We start from the raw sequence: 22,840 nt of genomic DNA, 5'->3' as shown, positions 1-22,840 counted from the left end.
AAGAACATGAACGAATTTAGTCGGAAGGGTTGCGCGGAGGTTTGTTCGTAAGGTGTACTAACAAACGTGACGGCAACGGAAGCAGCACCCGGGCAGACGCCCGCAGGCATCGCACTCGGCAGCGAGCGCACGGCAGGGACGGCGACGCCGACGGCCACCGCGGGCCAGCTCTTCGCAGGCCGCGCGCTGCGGACCTCGGGCAAGGTGCTCCCCGAGCACGCCCGCAGCCACAACCGCTCGCTCGTCCTGCAGACGCTCTACAGCCTGGGCGCGCAGAGCCGGGCGGATGTCGCCCGCGAGACCGGCCTCACGCGCGTCACCGTCTCCGACCTCGTCGCCGACCTCCTCGCCGAGGGGCTCGTCGTCGAGCTCGGCCAGCGCGAGGACGCCCGCCCCGGCAAGCCCGCGACGCTCATCGACATCGACCGCACCGGTCACCACGTGGTCGCCCTCGACCTCTCCGAGCACACGCGCTTCCGCGGTGCGGTGCTCGACCTCGACGGTTCGACCGTCGCCCGCGCCGAGGTCGCGCTCGACGGCGCGTCGGGGGAGCGGGCGGTCGAACTCGTCACCGAGCTGCTCGACGGCCTGCTCGCCCTCACGACCTCCCCGGTGCTCGGCATCGGCGTCGGCTCGCCCGGCGTCGTCGGCCCGAACGGCGTCGTCCACTCCGCTCCGAACCTCGGCTGGACCGACCTCCCGCTCCAGGAGCGACTGCAGGCGGCATTCCACCTGCCCGTGCACGTCGCCAACGACGCGAACGTCGCGGTGCTCGCCGAGCACGCGGGCGCGCCGGGCGACCTCGTGCTCGTCAAGGTCGGCCACGGCGTCGGCGCCGGCCTCATCGTCGGCGGCCGCCCCGTGCTCGGCGCAGGCAGCGCCGCGGGCGAGATCGGCCACGTCGTGGTCGGCACCGACGGCGGCCCGCGCTGCGCGTGCGGCAAGCACGGCTGCCTCGAGGCCTGGCTCGCCGTGCCCCGCCTCACCGCCGAGCTCGAACGGCTCGGCGACGCGGATGCCGCGGCATCCGCTCGCGAAGAGACCCTGCGGGAAGCGGGCCGGCGCCTCGGCATCGTGCTCGCCCCCGTCGTCGGTGCGCTGAACCTCTCCGAGGTCGTGCTCAGCGGACCGGCGGAACTGCTTGACGGCCCGCTGCTCGAGGCGGCCGTCGAGACGGTCCGGAACCGGACGATGACGGAACACCACCGGGAACTGAGGCTCCGGATGACCGCGCACGGGCAGGACATCGTCCTGCGCGGCGCGGCCGTCATGGTCCTCTCCGGCCAACTCGGGGTCTCCTAGGCCCCAACCCCCTGCACCACGGGTGGCAGCACCCCCGCTCCCACCTTCCCCCTACGAAAGGAAACCACGCAATGAGGAACCTCGGCATCGTGGCGCTCGGCGCCGCGGCTGCGCTGACCCTCGCCGGGTGCGCCACCACCGGAGGCGACGCGGCCTCCGAGGACGGCGCGGAGATCCGCGTCTGGCTCGTCGGCACCGACACCCCCGACGCGGCGCGCGAGCTGCTCGTCGAGACCTTCGAGGAGGAGCACCCCGGCTCCACGCTCGTGATCGAGGAGCAGTCGTGGGACGGCCTCGTCGACCGCCTCACCACGAGCCTCTCCGGCTCGGACAGCCCCGACGTCGTCGAGGTCGGCAACACGCAGGCGCCGGCGTTCACCTCGGCGGGCGCGTTCATGGACCTCACCGACCACTACGACGAGCTCGGCGGCGACGACCTCCTGCCCGGCTTCGTCGAGGTGGGCTCGTACGACGAGAAGTTCTACGCGGCACCGCTGTACTCGGGCTCATCGCTCGTGTTCTACAAGAAGGACGCGCTCGCCGCGTCGGGCCTCGAGGTCCCGACCACGCTCGACCAGTACGTCGACCAGGCGATCCAGCTGGCGGACGACAACCCCGGCAAGTCGGGCGTGTGGTGGCCCGGCCAGAACTGGTACGCCGCGCTGCCCTACATCTGGGAAGCCGGCGGCGAGGTCGCCGTCCCGGACGGCGAGGAGTGGGACGCGCAGCTCAGCTCCGCCGAGTCGATCGAGGGCCTCGAGATGGTCCAGAAGGTCATGACCGAGGCGTCGAAGGCCCCGAAGGACGCCAACGAGTCGAACCCGCAGGTCGGCTTCTGCGACGGCACGTCGCTGCAGCTCGCTGCTCCGGCCTGGGTGAAGTGGTCGATCCTCGCGCCCGAGGACGCCGAGACCCCCGGCTGCCCCGACCAGGAGGAGAACCTCGGCGTCTACGCGCTCCCGGGCGCTGACGGCGACGCGGCGCAGGTCTTCGCCGGCGGCTCGAACATCGGCATCTCGGCCAACACGAAGCACCCGGAGCTCGCGCTCGACGCGCTGAAGATCATCCTCTCGGACGAGTTCCAGACGATCTACGGCGAGAACGGCCTCGTCCCGGCGAAGCTCTCGCTCGGCGACACGGTCGGCACCGACGAGGTCGCCCAGGCGATCTCCGCGGCGGCCGGAAACGCGAAGCTCACCCCGGCCTCGCCGAAGTGGGCCGACGTCGAGGCGGCGGGCATCCTGCAGGACCTCTTCGTCAACATCGCGCAGGGCGGCGACGTCGCCCAGCTCGCCGAGGAGGCGGACCAGCAGATCGAGGACATCCTCAACGGCTAGTCCTTCCTCCGCGGTGCGGCCGCGCGCACACTTGACGTGCGGCCGCACCGACTCCCACAGGCCCCGGGCCGGCAGCGCCCCACACACGCTGCCGGCCCGGCACCATGAGCGGGCACCGCCCGCGGCATCCCCACCTCGCCGTCCGACGCAGGAGCCCCACCATGACCACCACCGACACCGGCCTCGCCCCGGCCGTGAGCGCGGTCGATGGCGAACGGATCGTCACGCCGCAGCCCGTCGAGCCGCCGAAGCGACGCCGCTTCAGCCGCCGCGCCGGGGGCCTCACCCCCTACGGACTGCTCGTCCCCGCCTCGCTCGTGCTCGCCGCGATCGTCGGCTGGCCCCTCATCCAGCTGCTCATCACCTCGATGCAGGAGTTCGGCCGCGCGCAGGTCTTCGGCGCCCCGCCGACCTGGGTCTGGTTCGAGAACTACGTCTCCGTCCTCACCGACGCCACCTTCTACGAGGTGCTGGGCCGGAGCCTCGTCTTCGCCGCGGTGTGCGTCGTGACCACGATGGTCCTCGGCACGCTCATGGCGCTCCTGCTGCAGCGCCTGCCGAAGGGCTTCCGCCTGCTGCTCTCGCTCGGCATGCTGCTCGCGTGGGCGATGCCGCCGCTCTCGGCGACCATCGTCTGGGGGTGGATGTTCGACACCGACTACGGCATCATCAACTCGGTCCTCGTGAACGGGTTCGGGCTCGAGCAGTTCCAGCAGCACTCCTGGCTCATCGACCCGCTGAGCTTCTTCCTCGTCGCGGGCATCATCATCGTCTGGGGCGCCGTGCCGTTCGTGGCGTTCACCATCTACGCGGGCCTCACGCAGGTGCCCGACGAGGTGCTCGAGGCGGCCCAGCTCGACGGCGCCGGCGCGTTCAAGCGCTTCCGGCTCATCACCTTCCCCTACCTCAAGCCGATCTTCCTCATCACGACGATCCTGCAGATCATCTGGGACCTCAAGGTGTTCACGCAGATCTTCGCGCTGCAGGACATCGGCGGCATCCGAGCCCTCACCAACACGCTCGGCGTGTACATCTACCAGGTCTCGATCGCGGGCGGCGACTTCGGCACGGGCGGTGCGATCGCGGTGATCACGGCGATCATCCTCATGACCGTCTCGCTCTACTACGTCCGCCAGACCATCAAGGAGGAGGAGCTGTGAGCGCCACCACCGCCATCGTGACGGGCTCGAGTGCGCGCCCGGTTCCCGGTCGCCGGCGCGGCCGCACCCGCCTCTCGACCGCGCTCTGGAGCGCCCTGTCGGTCGTGCTGTTCGCGCTGTTCGCGTTCCCCGTCTACTGGATGGTGAACACCTCCTTCCAGCCGAACAACGAGGTCCGCGGGTCCGAGATCCACTTCTGGCCCGACAACTTCACGCTCCGCAACTACGCCACGGTGCTCTTCGACCCGGGTCGCACCCCGTTCGCGCCCGCCGCGGTGAACTCGCTCGTCGTGACGCTCACGACCGTGCTCGTCGCGCTGATCTTCGCGTTCCTCGCGGCCATCGCGGTCACGCGGTTCCGGTTCAAGAGCCGGCGCGGGTTCATCGTGATGATCCTCGTGATCCAGATGATCCCGGGCGAGGCGATGATCGTCTCGATCTTCCGGGTGATCGACGGATGGCACCTGCTGAACACCCTGATCGGCCTCACGATCGTGTACGTCGCGACGGTGCTGCCGTTCACGATCTGGACCCTCCGCGGGTTCGTCAACGGCGTCCCGGCCGACCTCGAGGAGGCGGCCATGATCGACGGATGCTCCAGGGCCGGCGCCTTCTGGCGGGTCACGTTCCCGCTGCTCGCCCCCGGGCTCGTCGCGACCGGCGTGTTCGGCTTCATCCAGGCGTGGAACGAGTTCGTGATCGCCCTCGTGCTGAACGCCAGGCCCGAGATGATGACGCTGCCCGTGTGGCTGCGCACGTTCCTGGTGGCGAACGGCACGACGAACTGGGCGGCCATCATGGCGGGCTCGACCCTCATGGCGATCCCGGTGATCGTCTTCTTCCTCATCGTCCAGGGACGGATGACGAGCGGACTCGTGAGCGGAGCGGTCAAGGGATGAACGACGTGATCCGGGGCGGCGCCGAGCAGGACCTGCGCCGCGACATCCTCACGACCCTGCTGCCCGGCTTCGCGGGGCCCGAGGCGCCCGAATGGCTGCTCGCCCTGCTGGCCGAGGGCCTCGGCGGCGTGTGCGTCTTCGGCTCGAACGTGGCCTCGCCCGCCCAGCTGGCCGGCCTCACGGCCGAGCTCCGCACCGCGAACCCGCTCGCGGTCGTCGCCATCGACGAGGAGGGCGGCGACGTCACGCGCCTGTTCTTCGACCGCGGCGCGCCCTACCCCGGCAACGCCGTGCTCGGCCGCATCGACGACCTCGAGCTCACACGCGCCGTCGGGCGTGCGGTGGGCGATGCCCTGGTCGCGGTCGGCTGCACGATGACGTTCGCGCCCGACGCCGACATCAACTCGAACGCCGCGAACCCGGTGATCGGCGTGCGCAGCTTCGGTGCCGAGCCCGGGCTCGTGGCCCGGCACACCGCGGCGTGGGTGGAGGGGGTGCAGTCCGCGGGCATCGACGCGAGCGCGAAGCACTTCCCCGGCCACGGCGACACCGCGACGGACTCGCACCTGGCGCTGCCGGTCGTCGACCTGCCCCTCGAGGCGCTGGACGAGCGCGAGCTCGCGCCGTTCCGCGCCGCGATCGCTGCCGGGTCCCGCTCGATCATGACCTCGCACATCCTGCTCCCGCAGCTCGACGCGGAGCACCCCGCCACCCTGTCTCACCGCATCCTGCACGGCCTGCTCCGCGGCGAGCTGGGGTACGAGGGCGTCATCGTGTCCGACGCCCTCGACATGGCCGGGGCGAGCGGCGGGCGCGGCATCCCCGAGGCTGCCGTGCTCGCGCTCGCCGCCGGCTGCGACCTGCTGTGCATCGGCACCGACAACACGGGCGAGCAGATGGAGGAGATCGCCCTGGCGATCGGCGAGGCCGTCGCCTCGGGTCGCCTCGCCGCCGAGCGGGTGGCGGATGCCGCGGCCCGCGTGCGTGCGCTCGCGGCCGTCGCCCGCCCGACCGGCGCGCCCGCGGCATCCGGCACGGGCCTCCCGCTCGGCCTGCCCGACGGGCTCGCGGACCGCGTCGCGGCGTCGTTCCACGTCGCGCCCGGCACGCTCGACCGGCTCTGCGCGACCGGGTCGGTCGGCACGATCGTCCGCGTCGAGACGGTCGCGAACATCGCGGTCGGCGGCGTGCCGTGGGGGCCGTTCGCCCTCGCCGCTGCCCCGGACCCGGAGCGCCCTGCGCCCGCGTGGCTGACGGATGCCGCCGAGGTCGTCGTGGACGCCGCGACGCCGCTGGCCGACCCCGCGGCGCTCGCCGGCCCCGTCGTCGTCATCGGCAAGGACCTCCACCGCCACGCCTTCGCGGTCGCGGCGATCGAGGACCTGCGCTCGGCGCGCGCCGACGTGGTGACGGTCGACATGGGCTGGCCGAGCGAGGACCTCGCGTTCGCCGACCTCGCGACGTTCGGCGCGTCGCGCGGCGTCGCCGCGACCTTCGCCGAACTCGTCCAGGACGCCCTGACCGCCGCGGCGGAGGTGTCGTGAGGCTCGGGATCGACATCGGCGGCACCAAGACCGCGGCCGTCGCGATCGGCGAGGACGGAGAGCTCAGCGACCAGGTGCGCATGCCGACCGGCTTCGGCGCGGAGGCCGTCGTCGCGACGGCGTTGGCCACGGTCGAGCGGATGACCGACCTCGCCGGCGTGGACGCCCGCGCGTTCCGCTCGATCGGCATCGGCATCCCGGGTTCGGTCGACTCGGCCACCGGCCGCGTGACCCACGCGGTGAACCTCGGACTCGAGGGGCTCGACCTCGGCCCGCGGCTCGCGGACCGGCTCGGCGTCGAGGTCAGGATCGAGAACGACGTGAAGGCGGCCGCGCTCGGCGCGCACCACCTGCTCGGCGTCGCCGACGGCATCCGCGCGCACTCGATGGCCTACCTGAACCTCGGCACCGGACTCGCGGCGGGCATCGTGCTCGACGGGCACCTCCTGCGCGGGGGCCGCGGGGTCGCCGGCGAGATCGGGCACATCCCGGTCGACCCGGCGGGCGAGCGATGCGCCTGCGGGCAGCGCGGCTGCCTCGAGACGCTGGCGTCGGGCTCCGCGCTCGCGACGCTGTGGCCGAGCGCGCACCGGTACCCGGCGCTCGACCTGTTCGACCGGGCGGACGCCGGCGAGTCGGACGCCGTCGCGGTGCGCGAGCGCTTCCTCGTGGGCGTCGCGTCGGCGGTGCGCCTGCTCGCGCTCACGACCGACGTGGACGACATCGTGATCGGCGGCGGGCTCGCCGCGCTCGGGGATCGACTGCTCGAGGGCACCCGTCGCGTGCTCGCCGACTGGGCCGACGGCTCCGGGTTCCTCGCCTCGCTCGACCTGGCCCGCCGGGTGCAGGTCATCCCGCGCGGATTCCCCGCGGCGGCGGTGGGCGCCGCCCTGATCGGAGAGGAACTGGAGGAACCGGCATGGCAGAGGTCGTGATCGTCGGCGATGAGGCGGAGGCCGGCGAGCTCGCCGCATCCGCCATCGTCGACCTGCTGCGGGCCCGCGCCGACGCGGTGCTCGGGCTGGCGACGGGTTCGACCCCGCTCAGCACCTACCGTGCGCTCGCGCGACGCATCGGGGCCGAGGACATCGCCGTGGCCGGCGTGCGCGGCTTCGCGCTCGACGAGTACGTCGGGCTGCCCGCCGGTCACCCGGAGGGCTACCGCCAGGTCATCACCCGCGAGGTCGTGGAGCCGCTCGGGCTCACGCCGGGGCTCATCCGCGTGCCGAACGGCGATCCGTCGACGATCCGCACGGCGGCCGAGGACTACGAGGCGGCGATCGATGCCGCGGGCGGGGTCGACCTGCAGGTCCTCGGCATCGGACGCACCGGCCACATCGGGTTCAACGAGCCGGGGTCCTCGCTCGCCTCGCGCACGCGCGTGAAGACGTTGACCCAGCAGACCCGCATCGACAACGCACGGTTCTTCGACTCGATCGACGACGTGCCGATGCACTGCATCACCCAGGGGATCGGCACGATCCTCCGCGCCCGCCACCTCGTCCTGCTCGCGTTCGGCGAGGCGAAGGCCGACGCGATCGCGGCGGCGGTGGAGGGGCCGGTCTCCGCGAGCCGGCCGGGCTCGGCGATCCAGTTGCACCCGCACGCCACGGTCATCGTGGACGAGGCGGCCGGGTCGAGGCTCGAGCACGCCGGGTACTACCGGCACGCGTGGGCGAACAAGCCCGACTGGCAGGGCATCTGAGCCGGGCCGACGGATGACGCGGCCTCCGTCGGCCGACCGCCGCGGGCCGGGAGCGGGGGCTCAGTGGACGAGCGCCTCGCCGAGGGCGCCGAGGTAGGCGTCCTCGTCGAAGTCGTCGAGGAGCGCGCGCTGCAGGATGAACCCGGGTGCCGCCGAGAGGATGACGGGCGTCACCCGCTCAGCCCAGGCCGCCGGGTCGCCCTCGACGCGGTCGGGGTGCGTGCGCCCCCACTCGGCGAGCTGCATGCCGATCGCGCCGCGCAGGCGGAGGAAGACGACCTGCACGAGCTCGCGGATCTCGCGGTCGATGATGGCCTCCGACCAGAGCTGGGGGAGGACCGCGCTGAACGGCTCGTTCCGGATGCCCCCGAGCAGCGTCGCGATGATCTCACCGGGCGAGAGCGGACCGCCGTCACGGCGGCGCTCGGCGAGCTCGATCCGGCGGGACTCGAGCACGCGCGCGGCGGCCGCGGCGAAGAGCTCCTTCTTGCCGTCGGGGAAGTTGCCGTAGATCGCGCCGGCCGAGAGCCCTGAGGCCTCCACCAGGTCGGCGATCGAGGTCTTGGCGTAGCCGCGCTCGGCGAAGCACCTCAGCGCGACGTCGAGGATCTCCTCGCGGCGCGCGGCGCGGTACTCCTCGCTCACCTTGGGCATCGTCATCCTCCCGTCGCTTGACGATCCTACGTCGCAGGTCCATTATAAAGAACGAGCATTCGTTTTTTATGAAAGGACGGATCATGTCCTCCCACACCACACAGCGGACCCCGATGGTCCGCGCCGTCGGCATCGGCGCCATCCTCTCGCTCGTGGTCGGCGTCATCCTGCTCGCGTTCGCCTGGCCGTCGGTCACCGCCGATCCCAACGGCCTCCCCGTGGGCGTCGTGGGCCCCGACGCGTCGGTGAGCCAGGTCGAGCAGCGCATCGCCGACGAGGCCGAGGGCGCCATCGCGCTCGAGCGCTACGACGACCGCGACGCCGCGGTCACGGCGATCGAGCAGCGCGAGGTCTACGGCGCCGTCGTGCTCGGCGACGCCCCGACCGACGCGCCCGAGGTCCTCATCGCGACCGCCGCGAGTGCGCCGGTCGCGCAGCAGCTCACCGCCCTCGCGCAGCAGCTGCAGGCGGGCATCGACGAGCAGGTGCGCGCCGCGCTCCCGGAGCAGCTCCAGCAGGTGCTCGAGTCGGCCGTGAAGGCCGCCGTCGCACAGGCCACCGGGCAGGCGGGGGCCGGCGCCCCGACCGCCCCGTCCGTGCCCGAGCTCCCGCAGGTCACCGTGACAGTGACCGACGTCGTGCCGCTGGCCGACACCGACCCGCGCGGCACGGGCCTCGCGGTCGCCATGTTCCCGCTCGTGCTCGGCGGCATGCTCGGCGGCATCGCCATCTCGCTCGCGGTCATCGGCGCCATGCGCCGCGTCGTGGCCGTGATCACGTACGCGATCGCCGCGGGCCTCGTGCTCGCCGGCATCCTGCAGGGCTGGTTCGGAGCGCTGCAGGGCGACTACTGGGTGAATGCCGCCGCCATCGCGCTCGCCGTCGCCGCGATCGCCGCGCCCATCACCGGGCTCGTCGCGATCATGGGGCGAGCGGGCATCGGCGTGGGCGCCGTGCTGTTCATCCTGGTCGCGAACCCGATCTCGGCGGCGACCGTGCCGGTCGAGTTCCTCGTCTCGCCGTGGGGCGCGATCGGGCAGTGGTTCCCGCCGGGGGCCGCGGCCACGCTCCTGCGCGACCTGTCGTACTTCCCCGACGCGCCGATGGCGTTCCCGTGGCTGGTCCTCGCGGGCTGGGCCGCAGGCGGCATCCTCCTCTCGCTCGTCGGGCACTTCCGCACCGCCGGCGGAGCGGAGTCCGACGCCGAGGCGGGCCACGCCGATGAGGAGCTCGCCGAGGCGGACGCCGCGGGCGACCGCCCCGCGCCGACCTCGACGCATCGCGACGCCGCTCCGGTCGGCTGAGCCGCCCGACGACCACGGCAGTGCTCCGCCGCGCCGCGGCATCCTCCATCGGATGCCGCGGCGTCGGCGTCCGTCGGGCGCGGTTAGGCTTGAACCTCGTGAACGATGCCACCCCCGAGCCGACTCCGAAGGTCGGCGTGAACGACCTGCTGCGATTCCTGCTCGAGATCTTCGCGATCGTGACGCTCGGCATCTTCGGCTTCGCCGGGTTCGCCCTGCCGTGGCCCGGCGTGTTCATCGGGATCGGCCTGCCGCTCCTCGCGATCCTGCTCTGGGGCCTCTTCCGCTCGCCGAAGGCGGTCTTCCACGTCGACCCGTTCGTCAAGGCGCTCGTCGAGATCGCCGTCTTCTCGACCGCCGCGATCGCCTGGTGGATCATGGGCCAGCCCGTCGTGGCCGTCGTCTTCGCCGTCGTGGCCGCAGTGAGCGGCGTGGTCAACGGTCGTCGCGAGTTCCGCGACTGAGTCGCGCCCGCGCCCGGTCAGCGGAAGATGACCGTGCGCTGGCCGTCGAGCAGCACCCGGCGCTCCGCGAACCACTTCACGGCCTGCGAGAGCGTGCGGCTCTCCTCGTCCTGCCCGATGGCCACGAGCTCGGCGACCGAGCGCGAGTGCTCGACGCGGACCACGTTCTGCTCGATGATCGGACCCTCGTCGAGGTCGCTCGTGACGAAGTGCGCCGTGGCCCCGATGAGCTTCACCCCGCGGGCGTGCGCCTGCCGGTACGGATTCGCCCCCTTGAACCCGGGCAGGAACGAATGGTGGATGTTGATGCATCGCCCGGCGAGCGCCTCGCACAGCTCGGGGGAGAGGATCTGCATGTACCGCGCGAGCACGACGAGCTCGATGTCGTGCTCGTCGACCGCCTGCAGGACGCGCCGCTCGAACTCGGCCTTCGTCTCGGGCGAGGTGACCGGCGCCGACTCGAACGGCACGCCGTAGAAGTCGACGAGGTCGCGGAGCGTGCCGTGGTTGGAGAGCACGAGGGGGATCTCGACGGGCAGCTGGCCGCCGCGCTGGCGGAAGAGCAGGTCGTTCACGCAGTGCCCCGCGGTCGACGCGAGCACGAGCGTGCGGAGCGGGCGGCCGACCTCGTCGAGGTGCAGGTCCATCTGCCAGCGATCGATGACGGGCGCGAGCGCGGCCTCGAACTCGGTGCGGTCGGCCGGCGACTCGACCTGGACGCGCATGAAGAAGCGCCCGGTGTCGTGGCTGGCGAACTGCTGGCTCTCGGTGATGTTGCCGCGCGCCGCGACGATCGCGCCGCTCACCGCGTGCACGATCCCCGGCCCGTCGGTGCAGCTCAGCGTGACGACCCAGTGGGACAGGTGCGTGCCGTGCGGCTCGGGCTCCGTGCTCATCGGGACAGCGTACCGCCCGGCGAATACGCAGGTGCGCCCCGCTACACTTGGTGGCGGTCGTGCGGACACCGTCGGCCCCGGGCGCGCACGTGAGCGCGTAGTCGACCCGCTGCAGGCCGTGCCGCCTCGCGGGGAACGCCGTCGGATGACCTTCCTCATGCCGATCACCTCATCGTCGCGCGCCGACGCGACCACCATGCCCTGGCGTGCGCTCGTCGCACTCGCCGCGGCCGTCTTCCTGTCCATCACCATCGAGATGCTGCCCACCGGGCTGCTGCCCGAGATGAGCGCCGACCTCGGCGTCGGCGCGCCCCTCGTGGGCCTCCTCGTCTCGGTGTTCGCCTTCACCGTCGTCGCGACCTCGACCCCGCTCACCGCACTCCTGAAGCGGATGCCGCGGCGCACCCTCATCACGATCGTGCTCGTCGTGCTCGGGCTCTCGACCGCGGCCTCGGCACTCGTGCCCGACTACGGGCAGCTCGTCGCCTTCCGCATCGTCGGCGGCGTCGCGCACGGCCTGTTCTGGGCGCTCGTCGGCGCCTATCCGGCCCGGCTCGTCGGCGAGCAGCACCTCGGCCGCGCCGTGTCGGTCGTGCTCGGCGGCGGCACCCTCGCGCTGATCGCCGGCGTGCCGCTCGCGACCGCGCTCGGCCAGGCGGTCGGCTGGCGCTGGGCGTTCGGCGTGGTCGCCGCGCTCACGCTCGCCGGGGCCGCGGTCGTGCGCGCCGTGCTGCCGCCGGACGGCACCCCGGCCCCGTCGACGGCATCGGCCGACCGCGCGGAGGCCACGGGCGGGCCGGCCGCTGAGCCCGCCGCCGCGCGTCGCAGCATGCGCGGGGTCGTCGCCGTGAGCATCGTCACCGCCGTCGTGATGATCGGCCAGTACGCCGCCCTCACGTACGTGGCCCCGCTGCTCACCGACGTGGTCGGGGCATCCTCGGCCGCGGTCGCGCCGCTGCTGTTCGCCTCGGGCCTCGCCGGCGCCGTCGGCCTCTTCGTCGCCGGCAGCCCGATCGCGCGCGACAGCGCGCGGGCGCTCGTCGGCGCCATGCTGCTGCTCGCCGTCGCGCTGCTCGTGATCGCCGCCGAGCCCGGACTCTGGCCCGCGATCATCGCCTACACCGTGTGGGGCTTCGCCTTCGGCGCGATCCCGCCGCTCCTGCAGACGCGCCTGCTCCAGGCCGCGCCGGCCGAGCGGCGCGACGCCGCGAGTGCGCTCTACACGACCGCGTTCAACGTCGGCATCGGCGGCGGTGCGTTGGTCGGCGCCGTGCTGTTCGACGCGGTCGGCGTCGGCGCGGTGCCGGTCGCGTACGCGGTGCTGCTCGTCGTCGCGATGCTCGTCGTCGTGCGCTCCTCGCGCGCGGCGCGGGCCCGGGCGCGCGTGGTCGAGGCCTGAGCGCCGACGGGTGGGCGCCGTCAGGCGTAGCGGGCCGAGGCGGTCCACTTGTGGTTCGCAGGCGCCAGGTACTCGACGACGGCGAGCCCCGACTGGTCGAGCACCACGGTCGCGAAGGGCACGCCGTCGGCGAGCAGTTCGACCGCGGCACCGGGTTCGCCCGCCAGCTGCAGCGTGAGGCTCGAGCCGTGCGCGTCGACGACGAGGCCGAGGTCGGCGACCGGCTCGGGTGACGGCTCCGGCTCGGGCGACGGCTCGGGGTCGGGCGACGCCTCGGGTCCGGGCGGCGGGTCGGCCACGACCGCCGTCGCGGCGGGCGCGGGTTCCGTCGCAGGCTCCGGCTCGGTCGGCGGCTCGACGACGTCGGGCACCGGTTCCTCCACGGGCGGCGCGGCATCGGGAACGGACGCGACCGGCGATGATCCGGGCTCGGCGGGCGCCGGGGCGGCGATCGCCGTCGACGCCTGACCGGGTGCGGCATCCGTCGACGCGACCTGCGGCAGCACGAGCAGCGCGACCGCGGTGGCCGCGACCAGCACGGCGCCGCCGACGCCGGCGCCGACCGCGACGGCACCGCTCGCGCCCGAGGCCGCGCCCGCACCGACGGCCGTGCCCGCCGCGGTGCCCGTCGCATGCCCGGTGCCGCCGATCGCGGCCCCTGCGATCGCGTCCGCACCGGCCGAGGTCGCGCCGCCGACGGCGGCCAGTCCCGTCGCACCCGCGGCCGTCGTCGCGGCCTGGCCCGCGGTCCCGAGCCACGCCGAGTACGCGGTGGCCGCGGCCGGCCCGGCGGCGAGCGGCAGGAGCACGAACGCGAGTCGCATGCCGACCTCGCGCGCTTCGGCGGCCACGACCGTGCACTTCGCGCATCCGTCGAGGTGCGCCTCGACCTTCGCGGTGTCGCGGCTCCGCAGCCGGCCGCGCATGTACGCACCGAGTCGGTCCACCGTCCATCCGCACTCGGGCTCGTGGTGGGCGTCGGCCAGGTGCGCCCGGATCCACTGCTGCCGGAGGCCCTCGCGGGCGCGATACGCGAGGGCGGCCGTCGCGTTGGCGCTCATGCCGAGCAGCGGCGCGATCTCGTGCGGAGACATCCGCTCGACCTCGGCGTACCAGAGCACCTCCTGCCAGCGACCGGGGAGGGCTCGGAAGGCGGTGGCCGTCGTCGACCGGTCGAGCGCCTCGAGCGCGGCCGCGTCGCCGGTCGTGGGGTCCTCCAGCGACTCGAGGTCGTCCAGCGGTGTCTCGCGGTTGGCGCGGCCCCACGTCGCAGCCGTGTTCCGGATCGTCGTGAACAGGTACGGGCGGAACGCGCCCTGCGGACCCTTGCCCGAGCGGATCGCGTCGTAGGTCCGCGTGAACGCCTCGGCGACGAGGTCGTCGGCGTCGAGCGTGGTGTGCGAGCGGGCGACGGTGCGAGCGGATGCCTCGTGGCGCCGCCAGAGTTCGGCGTAGGCGTCGCGGTCTCCGGCGCGGGTCGCTGCGATCAGGTCGGCGTCGGCGGGCGCTGGGCGTGCTGGGGTCACGTGCCTGGTCCTCCTCGTGCGGGCGCGGGGGTGCCCGGGAGCGCACTCGTCGCCTTCGGGTGCCGGCGGTCCGCGCCGGTCGGGCTGTTGTGCGGTCCCGCTCATTCAAGCCGATGAGCGAGCCGATCGACGAAACGCGAGACCCGACGACCGGCTTCCGTCGGCGGATCGTGCGAAGTCGCGTCATGATCCCGCCGCATCGCAGTCTCTCTGGTGAGGGGCCGCGCACCGGGAAGGGGCCGGGAGGTCCCTCGGGGTCCGTCCGGGCCGCGTGGGGGAGATCTCGCGGAACGGCGACCGGGACGGAGCGCGGGGCGAAGGGGAACAGGCCCCCCGCTCCGCCCGGGTCGGCCGCCCGCACGGCCTTCGGCCGATCGTTCAGGCGAGACGCGTGCCGGCGCCCCACACCGCCGCGACCGCGAGGTCGTCGCCGAGGAGCACCGCATCGGCGGCGAAGCCGACGTCGAGCCGTCCCAGGTCGCCCGCGCGTCCGATCGCCGATGCGGGCGTGACCGTCAGCGCTCCGACCGCCTCGTGCAGCGGGATGCCCGAATCGAGGACGGCGCGCCGCAGCGCCTCGTCCTGCGTGAGCGTCGAACCGGCGATCGCGCCCGTGTCGGCGAGCCGCGCGACGCCGTCGCGCACGTCGACGGAGAGCGACCCGAGCGCGTACGCGCCGTCGGACGCGCCGGTTGCGGCCATCGCGTCCGTCACGAGCGCGACCCGGCCCGGTGCGCCGGAGAACGCCAGCCGCACGACGTCGGGGTGCACGTGCACCCCGTCGCCGATGACCTCGAGCGTGACGTGGTCGGCGCGCATCGCGGCGACCACGGGCCCGGGGGCGCGGTGGTGGATGCCCCGCATGCCGTTGAACGCATGCGTCAGGATCGACGCGCCCGCGTCGAACGCGCGGAGCGCGGTGTCGAAGTCGGCGCCCGTGTGCCCGACCGCGACCGCGACGTCGGCGTCGACCAGTCGCGCGATCGCGGACTCGGCGCCGTCGTGCTCGGGCGCGATCGTGACCTGTCGGAGCGTGCCTCCGGCCGCCTCGAGCAGGTGATCGAGCGCGTCGTCGTCGGCCGTCCGCAGCATCGACGGGTCGTGCGCCCCGCGGAACTCGTGGTCGAGGAACGGACCCTCGAGGTGGGCTCCGAGCACGAGCGGGTCGGATGCCGCGACCGACGCGATCGCGCGGAGTCGGTCGGCGAGCACCTCGACGGGCGCGGTGACGAGCGAGCACACGCTCCGGGTCGTGCCGTGCGCCCGGTGCACGGCGAGCGCCGTGCCGATGGCGCCGGCGCCATCGTCGAACGCCGACCCTCCCGCACCGTGGCAGTGGATGTCGACGAAGCCGGGCGTGAGCCAGCGGCCCGTGGCATCAGTCACCTCGGCCGCGCCGTCCCGCACCGCCGGCGCGTCGCGCCAGGACTCGCCGATGCCGCGCCCCGCGATCCGGTCGCCCTCGAACCGGACCCACGCGTCCGGGACGGCGTCGCCGCCCGAGACGATTCGGGCGGAGTGGATGACGGTCGTCGGCGCGGAGGTCACCGGGCCACGATATCGCCGGCACCCCCACGGTCGCCGGGCCCCGCGACCACGCGCGTCATCCGCGGCATGGGCTCGCGGCATCCGTTGCTATGCTTGGCGGCGTCGCGACTGGCGTTGAGATGGGTGACCATCGGGGAGCGACTGGCACGGACCGACCGCACGCCTGGGCCGGTACGCGAGGCCTCGGGGCGCGAGTCGCGCACGAGGCGATTTCCGCAGGTCCGCATGTCATCCCGAAGGAGCCATCCATTGGCTGAGTCACTCACCACCGACGCCCCCGCCGACGCCGTCGCGGGCGCCGAGTCCGTCTTCAACCAGCCGCTCGCGCAGGTCGATCCCGAGATCGCCGATGTCCTCGAGCTCGAGCTGAACCGCCAGCGCACCACGCTCGAGATGATCGCGAGCGAGAACTTCGTGCCCGTCTCGGTGCTGCAGTCGCAGGGCTCGGTGCTCACGAACAAGTACGCCGAGGGCTACCCGGGCCGCCGCTACTACGGCGGCTGCGAGTTCGTCGACGTCGCCGAGAACCTCGCCATCCAGCGCGCGAAGAGCCTGTTCGGCGCCGAGTACGCCAACGTGCAGCCGCACTCGGGTGCGACCGCCAATGCGGCCGTGCTCTCGGCGATCGCGACGCCCGGCGACACGATCCTCGGCCTCGAGCTCGCGCACGGCGGCCACCTCACCCACGGCATGAAGCTGAACTTCTCGGGCAAGCTCTACAACGCCGTCGCCTACGGCGTCGACCCCGAGACCTTCCAGGTCGACATGGACGTGGTCCGCGACAAGGCCCTCGAGCACAAGCCCCAGGTCATCATCGCGGGCTGGTCGGCCTACCCCCGCCAGCTCGACTTCGCCGCGTTCCGCGAGATCGCCGACGAGGTCGGCGCGAAGCTCTGGGTCGACATGGCGCACTTCGCCGGCCTCGTCGCCGCGGGCCTGCACCCCAACCCCGTGCCGCACGCCGACGTCGTCTCGTCGACCGTGCACAAGACGATCGGCGGCCCGCGCTCGGGCTTCATCCTGTCGCGCGACATGGAGCTGGCGAAGAAGCTGAACTCGAACGTCTTCCCCGGCCAGCAGGGCGGTCCGCTCATGCACGTGATCGCCGCCAAGGCGACCGCGTTCAAGATCGCCGCGTCCGAGGAGTTCCGCGACCGCCAGGAGCGCACCGTCCGCGGCGCACGCATCCTCGCCGAGCGCCTCATCGCCGACGACTCGCGCGCCGCGGGCGTCGACGTCCTCACGGGCGGCACCGACGTGCACCTCGTGCTCGCCGACCTCCGCACCTCGGAGCTCGACGGCCAGCAGGCGGAGGACCGCCTGCACGAGGTCGGCATCACCGTGAACCGCAACGCGGTGCCGTTCGACCCGCGCCCGCCGATGGTCACCTCGGGCCTGCGCATCGGCACGCCGGCCCTCGCGACGCGCGGCTTCGGTGACGCCGAGTTCACCGAGGTGGCCGACGTGATCGCGCTCGCGCTGCAGTCGAACCCGGATGTCGCTGCGCTCCGCTCGCGCGTCGAGGCGCTGACCGAGGCGTTCCCGCTCTACCCCGGCCTGCAGCAGTAGTCCGGCCCGACCACCTGGTGTGTTCGGAATTCAGGAGCGTGCGCCTCGCGCGACCTCGTTCGGGCGCGGATCCCGCCCCCGACCGGCGTCGCGGGCGTCGCGCTCCTGAATTCCGAACCTCGACGACAGCGGAGGAGACCGCATGACCGCCATCACCCTCGACGGCGTCGCCACCGCGGCGGCCGTGAAGTCCGAGCTCGTCTCGCGCATCACCGACCTCCGAGCGAACGGCGTCGTGCCGGGTCTCGGCACCCTGCTCGTCGGCGACGACCCCGCCTCCCGCTCCTACGTCGCGGGCAAGCACCGCGACTGCGCCGAGGTCGGCATCGAGTCGATCCGCGTCGACCTGCCCGCCTCGGCCACCACCGCCGACGTGCGCGCCGCGATCCACGACCTCAACTCGGCGCGCGAGGTGACCGGCTACATCGTGCAGCTTCCGCTGCCGGCCGGCCACGACGAGAACGCCATGCTCGAGCTCATCGACCCCGACAAGGACGCCGACGGGCTGCACCCGACCAACCTCGGCCGTCTCGTGCTCGGCATCGAGGGCGAGCTCCGCTCGCCGCTGCCGTGCACCCCGGCCGGCATCGTCGAGATGCTCCAGCGCTACGACGTCCCGATCCGCGGCCGGCACGTGGCGGTGATCGGCCGCGGCCTGACCGTCGGGCGCCCGCTCGGCCTGCTCTTCACGCGCAAGGGACTCGACGCCACGGTCACCCTCACGCACTCGCGCACCCAGGACCTCGCCGCCGAGGTCGCCCGCGCCGACATCGTGGTCGCGGCCGTCGGCGTGCCGCACATGGTGAAGGCCGAGTGGATCAAGCCCGGCGCCGCCGTCCTCGACGTCGGCATCACGCGCGTCGCCGACGAGGAGACGGGCAAGGGCAGGCTCACGGGCGACGTCGACCCCGCGGTCGCCGAGGTCGCCGGCCACCTCTCGCCGAACCCCGGCGGCGTCGGCCCGATGACCCGGGCGATGCTGCTCGCCAACGTCGTGAAGGCCGCGGAGATCAAGCTGCACGGCCGCTGAGGCAGGCGACGGATGCCGCGGCATCCGCTGTCAGCCTGAACGTCGCCGGTCGTTCACCGGGCGTGCACCGCGCGGACGCGTCGCCCGCGTAGCTTCGCGGCATGAGCCGCAGCGACTCCATCGAGGCCACCGCCGCCGGCGCGGCCGCGTCTGGATCCGCCCGGGACGGCGACGGCGCGTCGGGGGACCGCGCCGCCCGCACCGGGCAGGGCCCCGCCGCGACCGGCGGCGGTACGCAGGCCGGCGCCGCGCGCGCCGTCGCCATCATCCCGGCCAGGGGCGGGTCGCGGGGCCTGCCCGGCAAGAACGTGGCACGCGTCGGGGGAGTGCCGCTCGTCGCCAGGGCCGTGCACGCCGCGCTCGCCGCGGATCGCATCGGGCGCGTCGTCGTGACCACCGACGACGCGGAGATCGCGGATGCCGCGCGCGGCGCCGGCGCCGAGGTCGTCACCCGCCCGCCCGAACTCGCGAACGCGACCGCGTCGAGCGAGTCGGCGCTGCTCCACGCGATCGATGCGCTCGTGCGCGAGCCGGGCCCGGCCGACGGGCGCCCGGTTCCCGAGGTCACCGTCTTCATCCAGGCCACCTCGCCCTTCATCGACCCCGCCGACCTCGACGCGGCCGTCGCGCGCGTCGCGTCGGGCGAACGCGACGTGGTCTTCGCCGCGACCCCGACCCACGGGTTCATCTGGCGCGAGCGGGACGACGACGCCGATGGCGCGAGTGCGGTCGGCGTGAACCACGACCCGACGAACCGGCCGCGCCGGCAGGACCGGGAGCAGGAGTTCCTCGAGACGGGCGCGTTCTACGTGTTCCGCACCGACGGCTTCCTCCTCGCGGAGCACCGCTTCTTCGGACGGATCGGCATCCAGCGGGTCCACCCCGACACCGCGATCGAGATCGACGACGCCGCCGACCTCGCGCGGGCCCGCGTGCTCGCACCGCGCATCGACCGGCGGCTCGCGGGCGGCATCGCCGCCTCGCTCGCCCGGCGCGAGGGCGTGGCGTGGGTCGCCGACCCGCGGCATCCGTTCGTCGACGTCGACGCCGTCGTGACCGACTTCGACGGCGTGCACACCGACGACACCGCCGCCGTCGACGAGCTCGGGCGCGAGTCGGTGCGCGTCAGCCGGGCCGACGGTCACGGCGTGGCCCGGCTGCGCGACGCCGGCATCCCCGTGCTGATCCTGTCGGCCGAGGCGAACCCGGTCGTCAGCCGGCGCGCGGAGAAGCTGGGGGTCGACGTCATCCAGGGGCTGGCCGACAAGGGCGCCGCGCTCCGCGAGTGGGCCGCCGCCCGCGGCATCCGCCTCGACCGCATCGCCTACCTCGGCAACGACCGGGGCGACATCCCCGCGCTCGACCTCGCGGGCTGGCCGCTCGCCGTGCCGGATGCGGCACCGGACGCGCTCGAGCGCGCCCGCCACGTGCTCGAGCAGCACGGCGGCCACGGCGCGGTGCGCGAACTCGCCGAGCTCGTGCTCGCCGCGCGCGAGGCGAAGCTCGGCTCCGGCGCCTCCGACCTCGTGCGCGAGTCGCGCGAGCTCGACCCCGCGCACCCGACCCGCGAGCAGCGCGAGGCCATCGCCGCGGCGTCCTCCGCGTCCTGACCACCCACGAAAGCGAGCCACCATGTCCGTGCGCATCGGCCACGCCGCCATCGGCGAGTACGACCCCGTCTACGTCATCGCCGAGATCGGCCTGAACCACAACGGCGACGTCGAGATCGCCAAGCGGCTCATCGAGGTCGCGGCGCACGCCGGCGCGCAGGCCGTCAAGTTCCAGAAGCGCACGCCCGACCTCTCCACGCCCGAGCACATGAAGCCCATGCCGCGCGAGACGCCGTGGGGCACCATGACGTACCTCGAGTACCGGCACCGCGTCGAGTTCGGGCGCGACGAGTACGCCGAGGTCGCCCGGCACGCCGCCCTGCACGGCCTGGACTGGTTCGCGTCGCCGTGGGACGCGCCCGCCGTGGCCGACCTGGAGTCGTACGGCGTCGTCGCCCACAAGATCGCGTCGGCGTCGGTCACCGACCTCGAGCTCCTCGAGGCGGTCCGCGACACGGGCAGGCCCGTGATCCTCTCGACCGGCATGTCGACCCTCGACGAGATCGATCGCGCCGTCACCGTGCTCGGCACCGAGCGCCTCGTGCTCATGCACGCCACGTCGAGCTACCCGATGCCGTCGGAGGAGGCGAACCTCCTCATGATCCCGGCGCTGAAGCGCCGCTACCCCGGCGTCCCGGTCGGCTACTCGGGCCACGAGCGCGGCCTGCAGATCTCGATCGCCGCGGTCGCGCTCGGCGCGGTCGCCGTCGAGCGCCACATCACGCTCGACCGCACCATGTGGGGCTCCGACCACTCGGCCTCGCTCGAGCCGCAGGGCCTGGAGCACCTCGTGCGCGACATCCGCATCATCGGCGAAGCGCTCGGAGACGGCGTGAAGCGCGTCTACCCGGGCGAGGAGGCCCCGAAGGCCAAGCTCCGCCGGGTGCTCGCGTGACGGATGGACCCATGGCGGGCTCCACGGGTGCATCGGATGCCCCGGTGCCGGATGACACGGCCCGCCGACTGCTCGTCGTCGGCGACTCCGACTCGTACGTGAAGTGGGGCGCGGCGCTCGCCTCGACGCTGCCCCGCGAGTGGACGTCGCGACTCGTCGTCGTCGCCTCGCCGGTGCAGCCGTCAGGGCGGCAGCTCGAGCACGCCCTCGACGGCACGCGCTTCGCGCCGGGCGACGTGCGCTTCCTGCCGCTCGAGGGGCGCGGCGGGGTGCCCGGCCTCGACGACGAGCTCGACGCCTTCGTCCCGCACGCCGTGCTGCTCGCGCTGCGCGGGCCGTTCGTCCGGGTGATCGCGCCGCGGCTGCTGCGGCGCCGCGACCGTCCGGTGCTCGTGAGCGGCTTCCCCGGCCTCACGATCCCCGCGGTGCCGAAGGCCGTGATCTACCGCGAGCAGACCGACCTCATGGTGCTGCACAGCCGCCGCGAGGTGCGCGAGTTCCGTGCGAACGCCGCCGAGCTCGGCGTGGACCGGATGTTCGGACTCGCGACGCTGCCGTTCCTCTCGACCGGTGACGGGTCGACGGATGCCGCAGCCACGGGCGGCACGGACGTGATCTTCGCCGCGCAGGCGAAGGTCCCCGTCGGCCGCGACGACCGGATGCGCGTGCTCTCGGCGCTCGCCGAGCTCGCCGGGCGGCGGCCCGAGGGGCGCGTCGTCGTCAAGGTCCGTGCCCGCGCCGGCGAGGCGCAGACGCACGAGGAGGCGCACGACTACGCCGACCTCCTGGCCGACCTCGGCGCGACGCGGGAGCTCCCGCCGAACCTCGTCGTCGAGGACGGGCCGATGGCGGGCCACCTCGCGCGCGCCGGCGCGCTCGTCACCGTCAGCTCGACGGCCGCGCTCGAGTCGATCGCGCTCGGCCTGCCGACGCTGCTGCTCGACGACTTCGGCGTCTCGCCGTCGATGATCAACACGGTGTTCGAGGGCGCCGGGCTGTTCGGCTCGACCGAGGCGCTCGCCGCGGGGCGGTTCGGGTTCGCCCAACCGGCGTGGCTCGCCGACAACTACTTCCACGGGCCAGACGTCGACGACTGGGCGGCGCGGCTCGCCGCGCTCGTGGAGGCGCGCGAGATCGTGCCGCTCCCGCACCTCGAGCGACGCCACAACCTGTCGGGCGGTGCGATGCGCGCCGCGTTCGAGCGGCGCCGGATGCTCGGCGAGCACGATCGCAGCCTCACCGGTGCGCTGGCCTGGGGCGTCGGCGTCCCGGCTCGCGGGGTGGTCCGACGCGTCCGGCGCGCGCAGCGCCGCCTCGCGCGCGTGCTGGCGGGCACGGCGATCGGCGGGATGGCATCGGGCCCGGCCGCCGAGGGGTCGACGCAGGCGGAGGCGGAGGCGGGGGCAGCGCGCGCCGCGTCAGTCGACGGGGGCCGTGTGGCGGGCGACGTGCGCGAGGTACGCCTCGGCGTTGCGCCGGATTCCGGCCTGCTCGTCGGCGGTGAGTTCGCGACGGACCTTGCCGGGGACGCCCGCGACGAGCGAGCCGGGCGGCACGACGGTGCCCTCGAGCACCACGGCGCCGGCCGCGACGAGTGACCCGCGTCCGATCACGGCGCCGTTGAGGATCGTCGCACCCATCCCGATGAGGCAGTCGTCCTCCACGGTGCATCCGTGCAGCACGGCGCGGTGGCCGACCGACACGCCCGTGCCGATCGCGACCGGGTAGCCCGCGTCGACGTGGCAGACCACGCCGTCCTGCAGGTTCGAGCGCTCGCCGAGGGTGATCGGCTCGGCCTCGGCTCGCAGCACGGCGTTGTACCAGACGCTCGACTGCGCGGCGAGGCGCACCTGCCCGACGACGACGGCGCCGAGCGCGACGAAGGCGGTCGGCTCCAGCTCGGGCGCCGGCACGTCGGCGATGGTCAGGATGCGGGCGGACGGATCGGCGCTCATGCCGCCAGCCTATTCCCGGGGATCCGATCGAGAGGATGCCGTC

The 22,840-nt window shown here is 73.6% G+C and carries 19 protein-coding genes, 1 pseudogene and 1 riboswitch; of the genes and pseudogenes, 15 read left to right on the top strand and 5 right to left on the bottom strand.

The window, feature by feature from the left end; translation table 11 throughout:
• Positions 1 to 108: 108 nt before the first annotated feature.
• The 7 genes from ABME02_RS16690 (at position 109) to nagB (ending at position 7,947) form a co-directional block, all read left to right on the top strand.
• The gene (locus ABME02_RS16690) at positions 109 to 1,302 is read left to right on the top strand and encodes an ROK family transcriptional regulator (protein ID WP_436408294.1); all 1,194 of its coding nucleotides are present in this window, start codon (positions 109 to 111) and stop codon (positions 1,300 to 1,302) included.
• Positions 1,303 to 1,373: 71 nt separating this feature from the next.
• Entirely contained in the window at positions 1,374 to 2,639 is a 1,266-nt protein-coding gene (locus ABME02_RS16685) for an extracellular solute-binding protein (RefSeq protein WP_353816466.1), read from the top strand.
• Positions 2,640 to 2,800: 161 nt separating this feature from the next.
• A complete protein-coding gene (locus ABME02_RS16680) occupies positions 2,801 to 3,799 on the top strand; it encodes a carbohydrate ABC transporter permease (protein WP_353816465.1) in 999 nt (332 codons plus the stop codon).
• Complete coding sequence (locus ABME02_RS16675) at positions 3,796 to 4,698, top strand: carbohydrate ABC transporter permease (RefSeq protein WP_353816464.1); 903 nt, start codon at positions 3,796 to 3,798, stop codon at positions 4,696 to 4,698. Before ABME02_RS16680 ends, ABME02_RS16675 begins: the two co-directional genes overlap by 4 nt.
• Positions 4,695 to 6,242 carry a glycoside hydrolase family 3 protein gene (locus ABME02_RS16670; protein ID WP_353816463.1) on the top strand — a complete coding sequence of 516 codons (1,548 nt, stop codon included), beginning with the start codon at positions 4,695 to 4,697 and terminating at the stop codon, positions 6,240 to 6,242. The genes ABME02_RS16675 and ABME02_RS16670 overlap by 4 nt, the downstream gene beginning before the upstream one ends.
• Entirely contained in the window at positions 6,239 to 7,177 is a 939-nt protein-coding gene (locus ABME02_RS16665; RefSeq protein ID WP_353816462.1) for an ROK family protein, read from the top strand. The genes ABME02_RS16670 and ABME02_RS16665 overlap by 4 nt, the downstream gene beginning before the upstream one ends.
• A complete protein-coding gene (gene nagB, locus ABME02_RS16660; RefSeq protein ID WP_353816461.1) occupies positions 7,162 to 7,947 on the top strand; it encodes a glucosamine-6-phosphate deaminase in 786 nt (261 codons plus the stop codon). The genes ABME02_RS16665 and nagB overlap by 16 nt, the downstream gene beginning before the upstream one ends.
• 60 nt (positions 7,948 to 8,007) lie before the next feature.
• Here nagB and ABME02_RS16655 read toward each other — a convergent pair whose 3' ends face one another.
• Entirely contained in the window at positions 8,008 to 8,601 is a 594-nt protein-coding gene (locus ABME02_RS16655; RefSeq protein WP_353816460.1) for a TetR/AcrR family transcriptional regulator, read from the bottom strand.
• 83 nt (positions 8,602 to 8,684) lie between these two features.
• Here ABME02_RS16655 and ABME02_RS16650 point away from each other — a divergent pair, with 83 nt between their 5' ends.
• Positions 8,685 to 9,905 (top strand): ABC transporter permease, encoded by a 1,221-nt coding sequence (locus ABME02_RS16650; RefSeq protein WP_353816459.1) that lies wholly within the window; start codon positions 8,685 to 8,687, stop codon positions 9,903 to 9,905.
• Positions 9,906 to 10,003: 98 nt separating this feature from the next.
• Entirely contained in the window at positions 10,004 to 10,369 is a 366-nt protein-coding gene (locus tag ABME02_RS16645; protein ID WP_353816458.1) for a YrdB family protein, read from the top strand.
• A gap of 17 nt (positions 10,370 to 10,386) precedes the next feature.
• Here ABME02_RS16645 and purU read toward each other — a convergent pair whose 3' ends face one another.
• A complete protein-coding gene (purU, locus tag ABME02_RS16640) occupies positions 10,387 to 11,265 on the bottom strand; it encodes a formyltetrahydrofolate deformylase (protein ID WP_353816456.1) in 879 nt (292 codons plus the stop codon).
• 157 nt (positions 11,266 to 11,422) lie between these two features.
• On the opposite strand from purU, the gene ABME02_RS16635 reads away from it, so the two are divergent.
• Complete coding sequence (locus tag ABME02_RS16635; RefSeq protein WP_353816455.1) at positions 11,423 to 12,664, top strand: MFS transporter; 1,242 nt, start codon at positions 11,423 to 11,425, stop codon at positions 12,662 to 12,664.
• Between the two features lie 20 nt (positions 12,665 to 12,684).
• Here ABME02_RS16635 and ABME02_RS16630 read toward each other — a convergent pair whose 3' ends face one another.
• Positions 12,685 to 14,190, bottom strand: a complete 1,506-nt coding sequence (locus ABME02_RS16630; RefSeq protein WP_353816454.1) for a sigma-70 family RNA polymerase sigma factor — start codon at positions 14,188 to 14,190, stop codon at positions 12,685 to 12,687.
• Between the two features lie 378 nt (positions 14,191 to 14,568).
• Positions 14,569 to 15,738 (bottom strand): N-acetylglucosamine-6-phosphate deacetylase, encoded by a 1,170-nt coding sequence (gene nagA, locus ABME02_RS16625; RefSeq protein ID WP_353816453.1) that lies wholly within the window; start codon positions 15,736 to 15,738, stop codon positions 14,569 to 14,571.
• Between the two features lie 94 nt (positions 15,739 to 15,832).
• A riboswitch (ZMP/ZTP riboswitch) is annotated at positions 15,833 to 15,914 on the top strand.
• 73 nt (positions 15,915 to 15,987) lie between these two features.
• On the opposite strand from nagA, the gene glyA reads away from it, so the two are divergent.
• The 5 genes and pseudogenes from glyA to ABME02_RS16600 form a co-directional block, all read left to right on the top strand.
• Positions 15,988 to 17,307, top strand: coding sequence for a serine hydroxymethyltransferase (gene glyA / locus ABME02_RS16620; protein ID WP_436408290.1), 1,320 nt, complete (start codon positions 15,988 to 15,990; stop codon positions 17,305 to 17,307).
• A gap of 142 nt (positions 17,308 to 17,449) precedes the next feature.
• Complete coding sequence (locus ABME02_RS16615; RefSeq protein ID WP_353816452.1) at positions 17,450 to 18,337, top strand: bifunctional methylenetetrahydrofolate dehydrogenase/methenyltetrahydrofolate cyclohydrolase; 888 nt, start codon at positions 17,450 to 17,452, stop codon at positions 18,335 to 18,337.
• A gap of 101 nt (positions 18,338 to 18,438) precedes the next feature.
• On the top strand, positions 18,439 to 19,947 hold the full coding sequence (locus tag ABME02_RS16610) for a cytidylyltransferase domain-containing protein (protein WP_353816451.1): 1,509 nt from the start codon (positions 18,439 to 18,441) through the stop codon (positions 19,945 to 19,947).
• Positions 19,948 to 19,969: 22 nt separating this feature from the next.
• A complete protein-coding gene (locus ABME02_RS16605; protein WP_353816450.1) occupies positions 19,970 to 20,842 on the top strand; it encodes an N-acetylneuraminate synthase family protein in 873 nt (290 codons plus the stop codon).
• Positions 20,843 to 20,853: 11 nt separating this feature from the next.
• Positions 20,854 to 21,948 (top strand): annotated as a pseudogene (locus ABME02_RS16600) (DUF6716 putative glycosyltransferase); the annotation flags it as partial.
• A 312-nt stretch (positions 21,949 to 22,260) separates the two neighbouring features.
• Here the strand turns inward: ABME02_RS16600 and ABME02_RS16595 are convergent.
• On the bottom strand, positions 22,261 to 22,797 hold the full coding sequence (locus tag ABME02_RS16595; RefSeq protein ID WP_353816449.1) for a gamma carbonic anhydrase family protein: 537 nt from the start codon (positions 22,795 to 22,797) through the stop codon (positions 22,261 to 22,263).
• Positions 22,798 to 22,840: the final 43 nt, after the last annotated feature.

Origin of the sequence: Agromyces zhanjiangensis (assembly GCF_040496055.1) — a bacterium.
Taxonomy (GTDB): domain Bacteria; phylum Actinomycetota; class Actinomycetes; order Actinomycetales; family Microbacteriaceae; genus Agromyces; species Agromyces zhanjiangensis.
The sequence above is the reverse complement of the archived record's forward strand: the minus strand, read 5'-3'. Positions and strand labels throughout refer to the sequence as shown.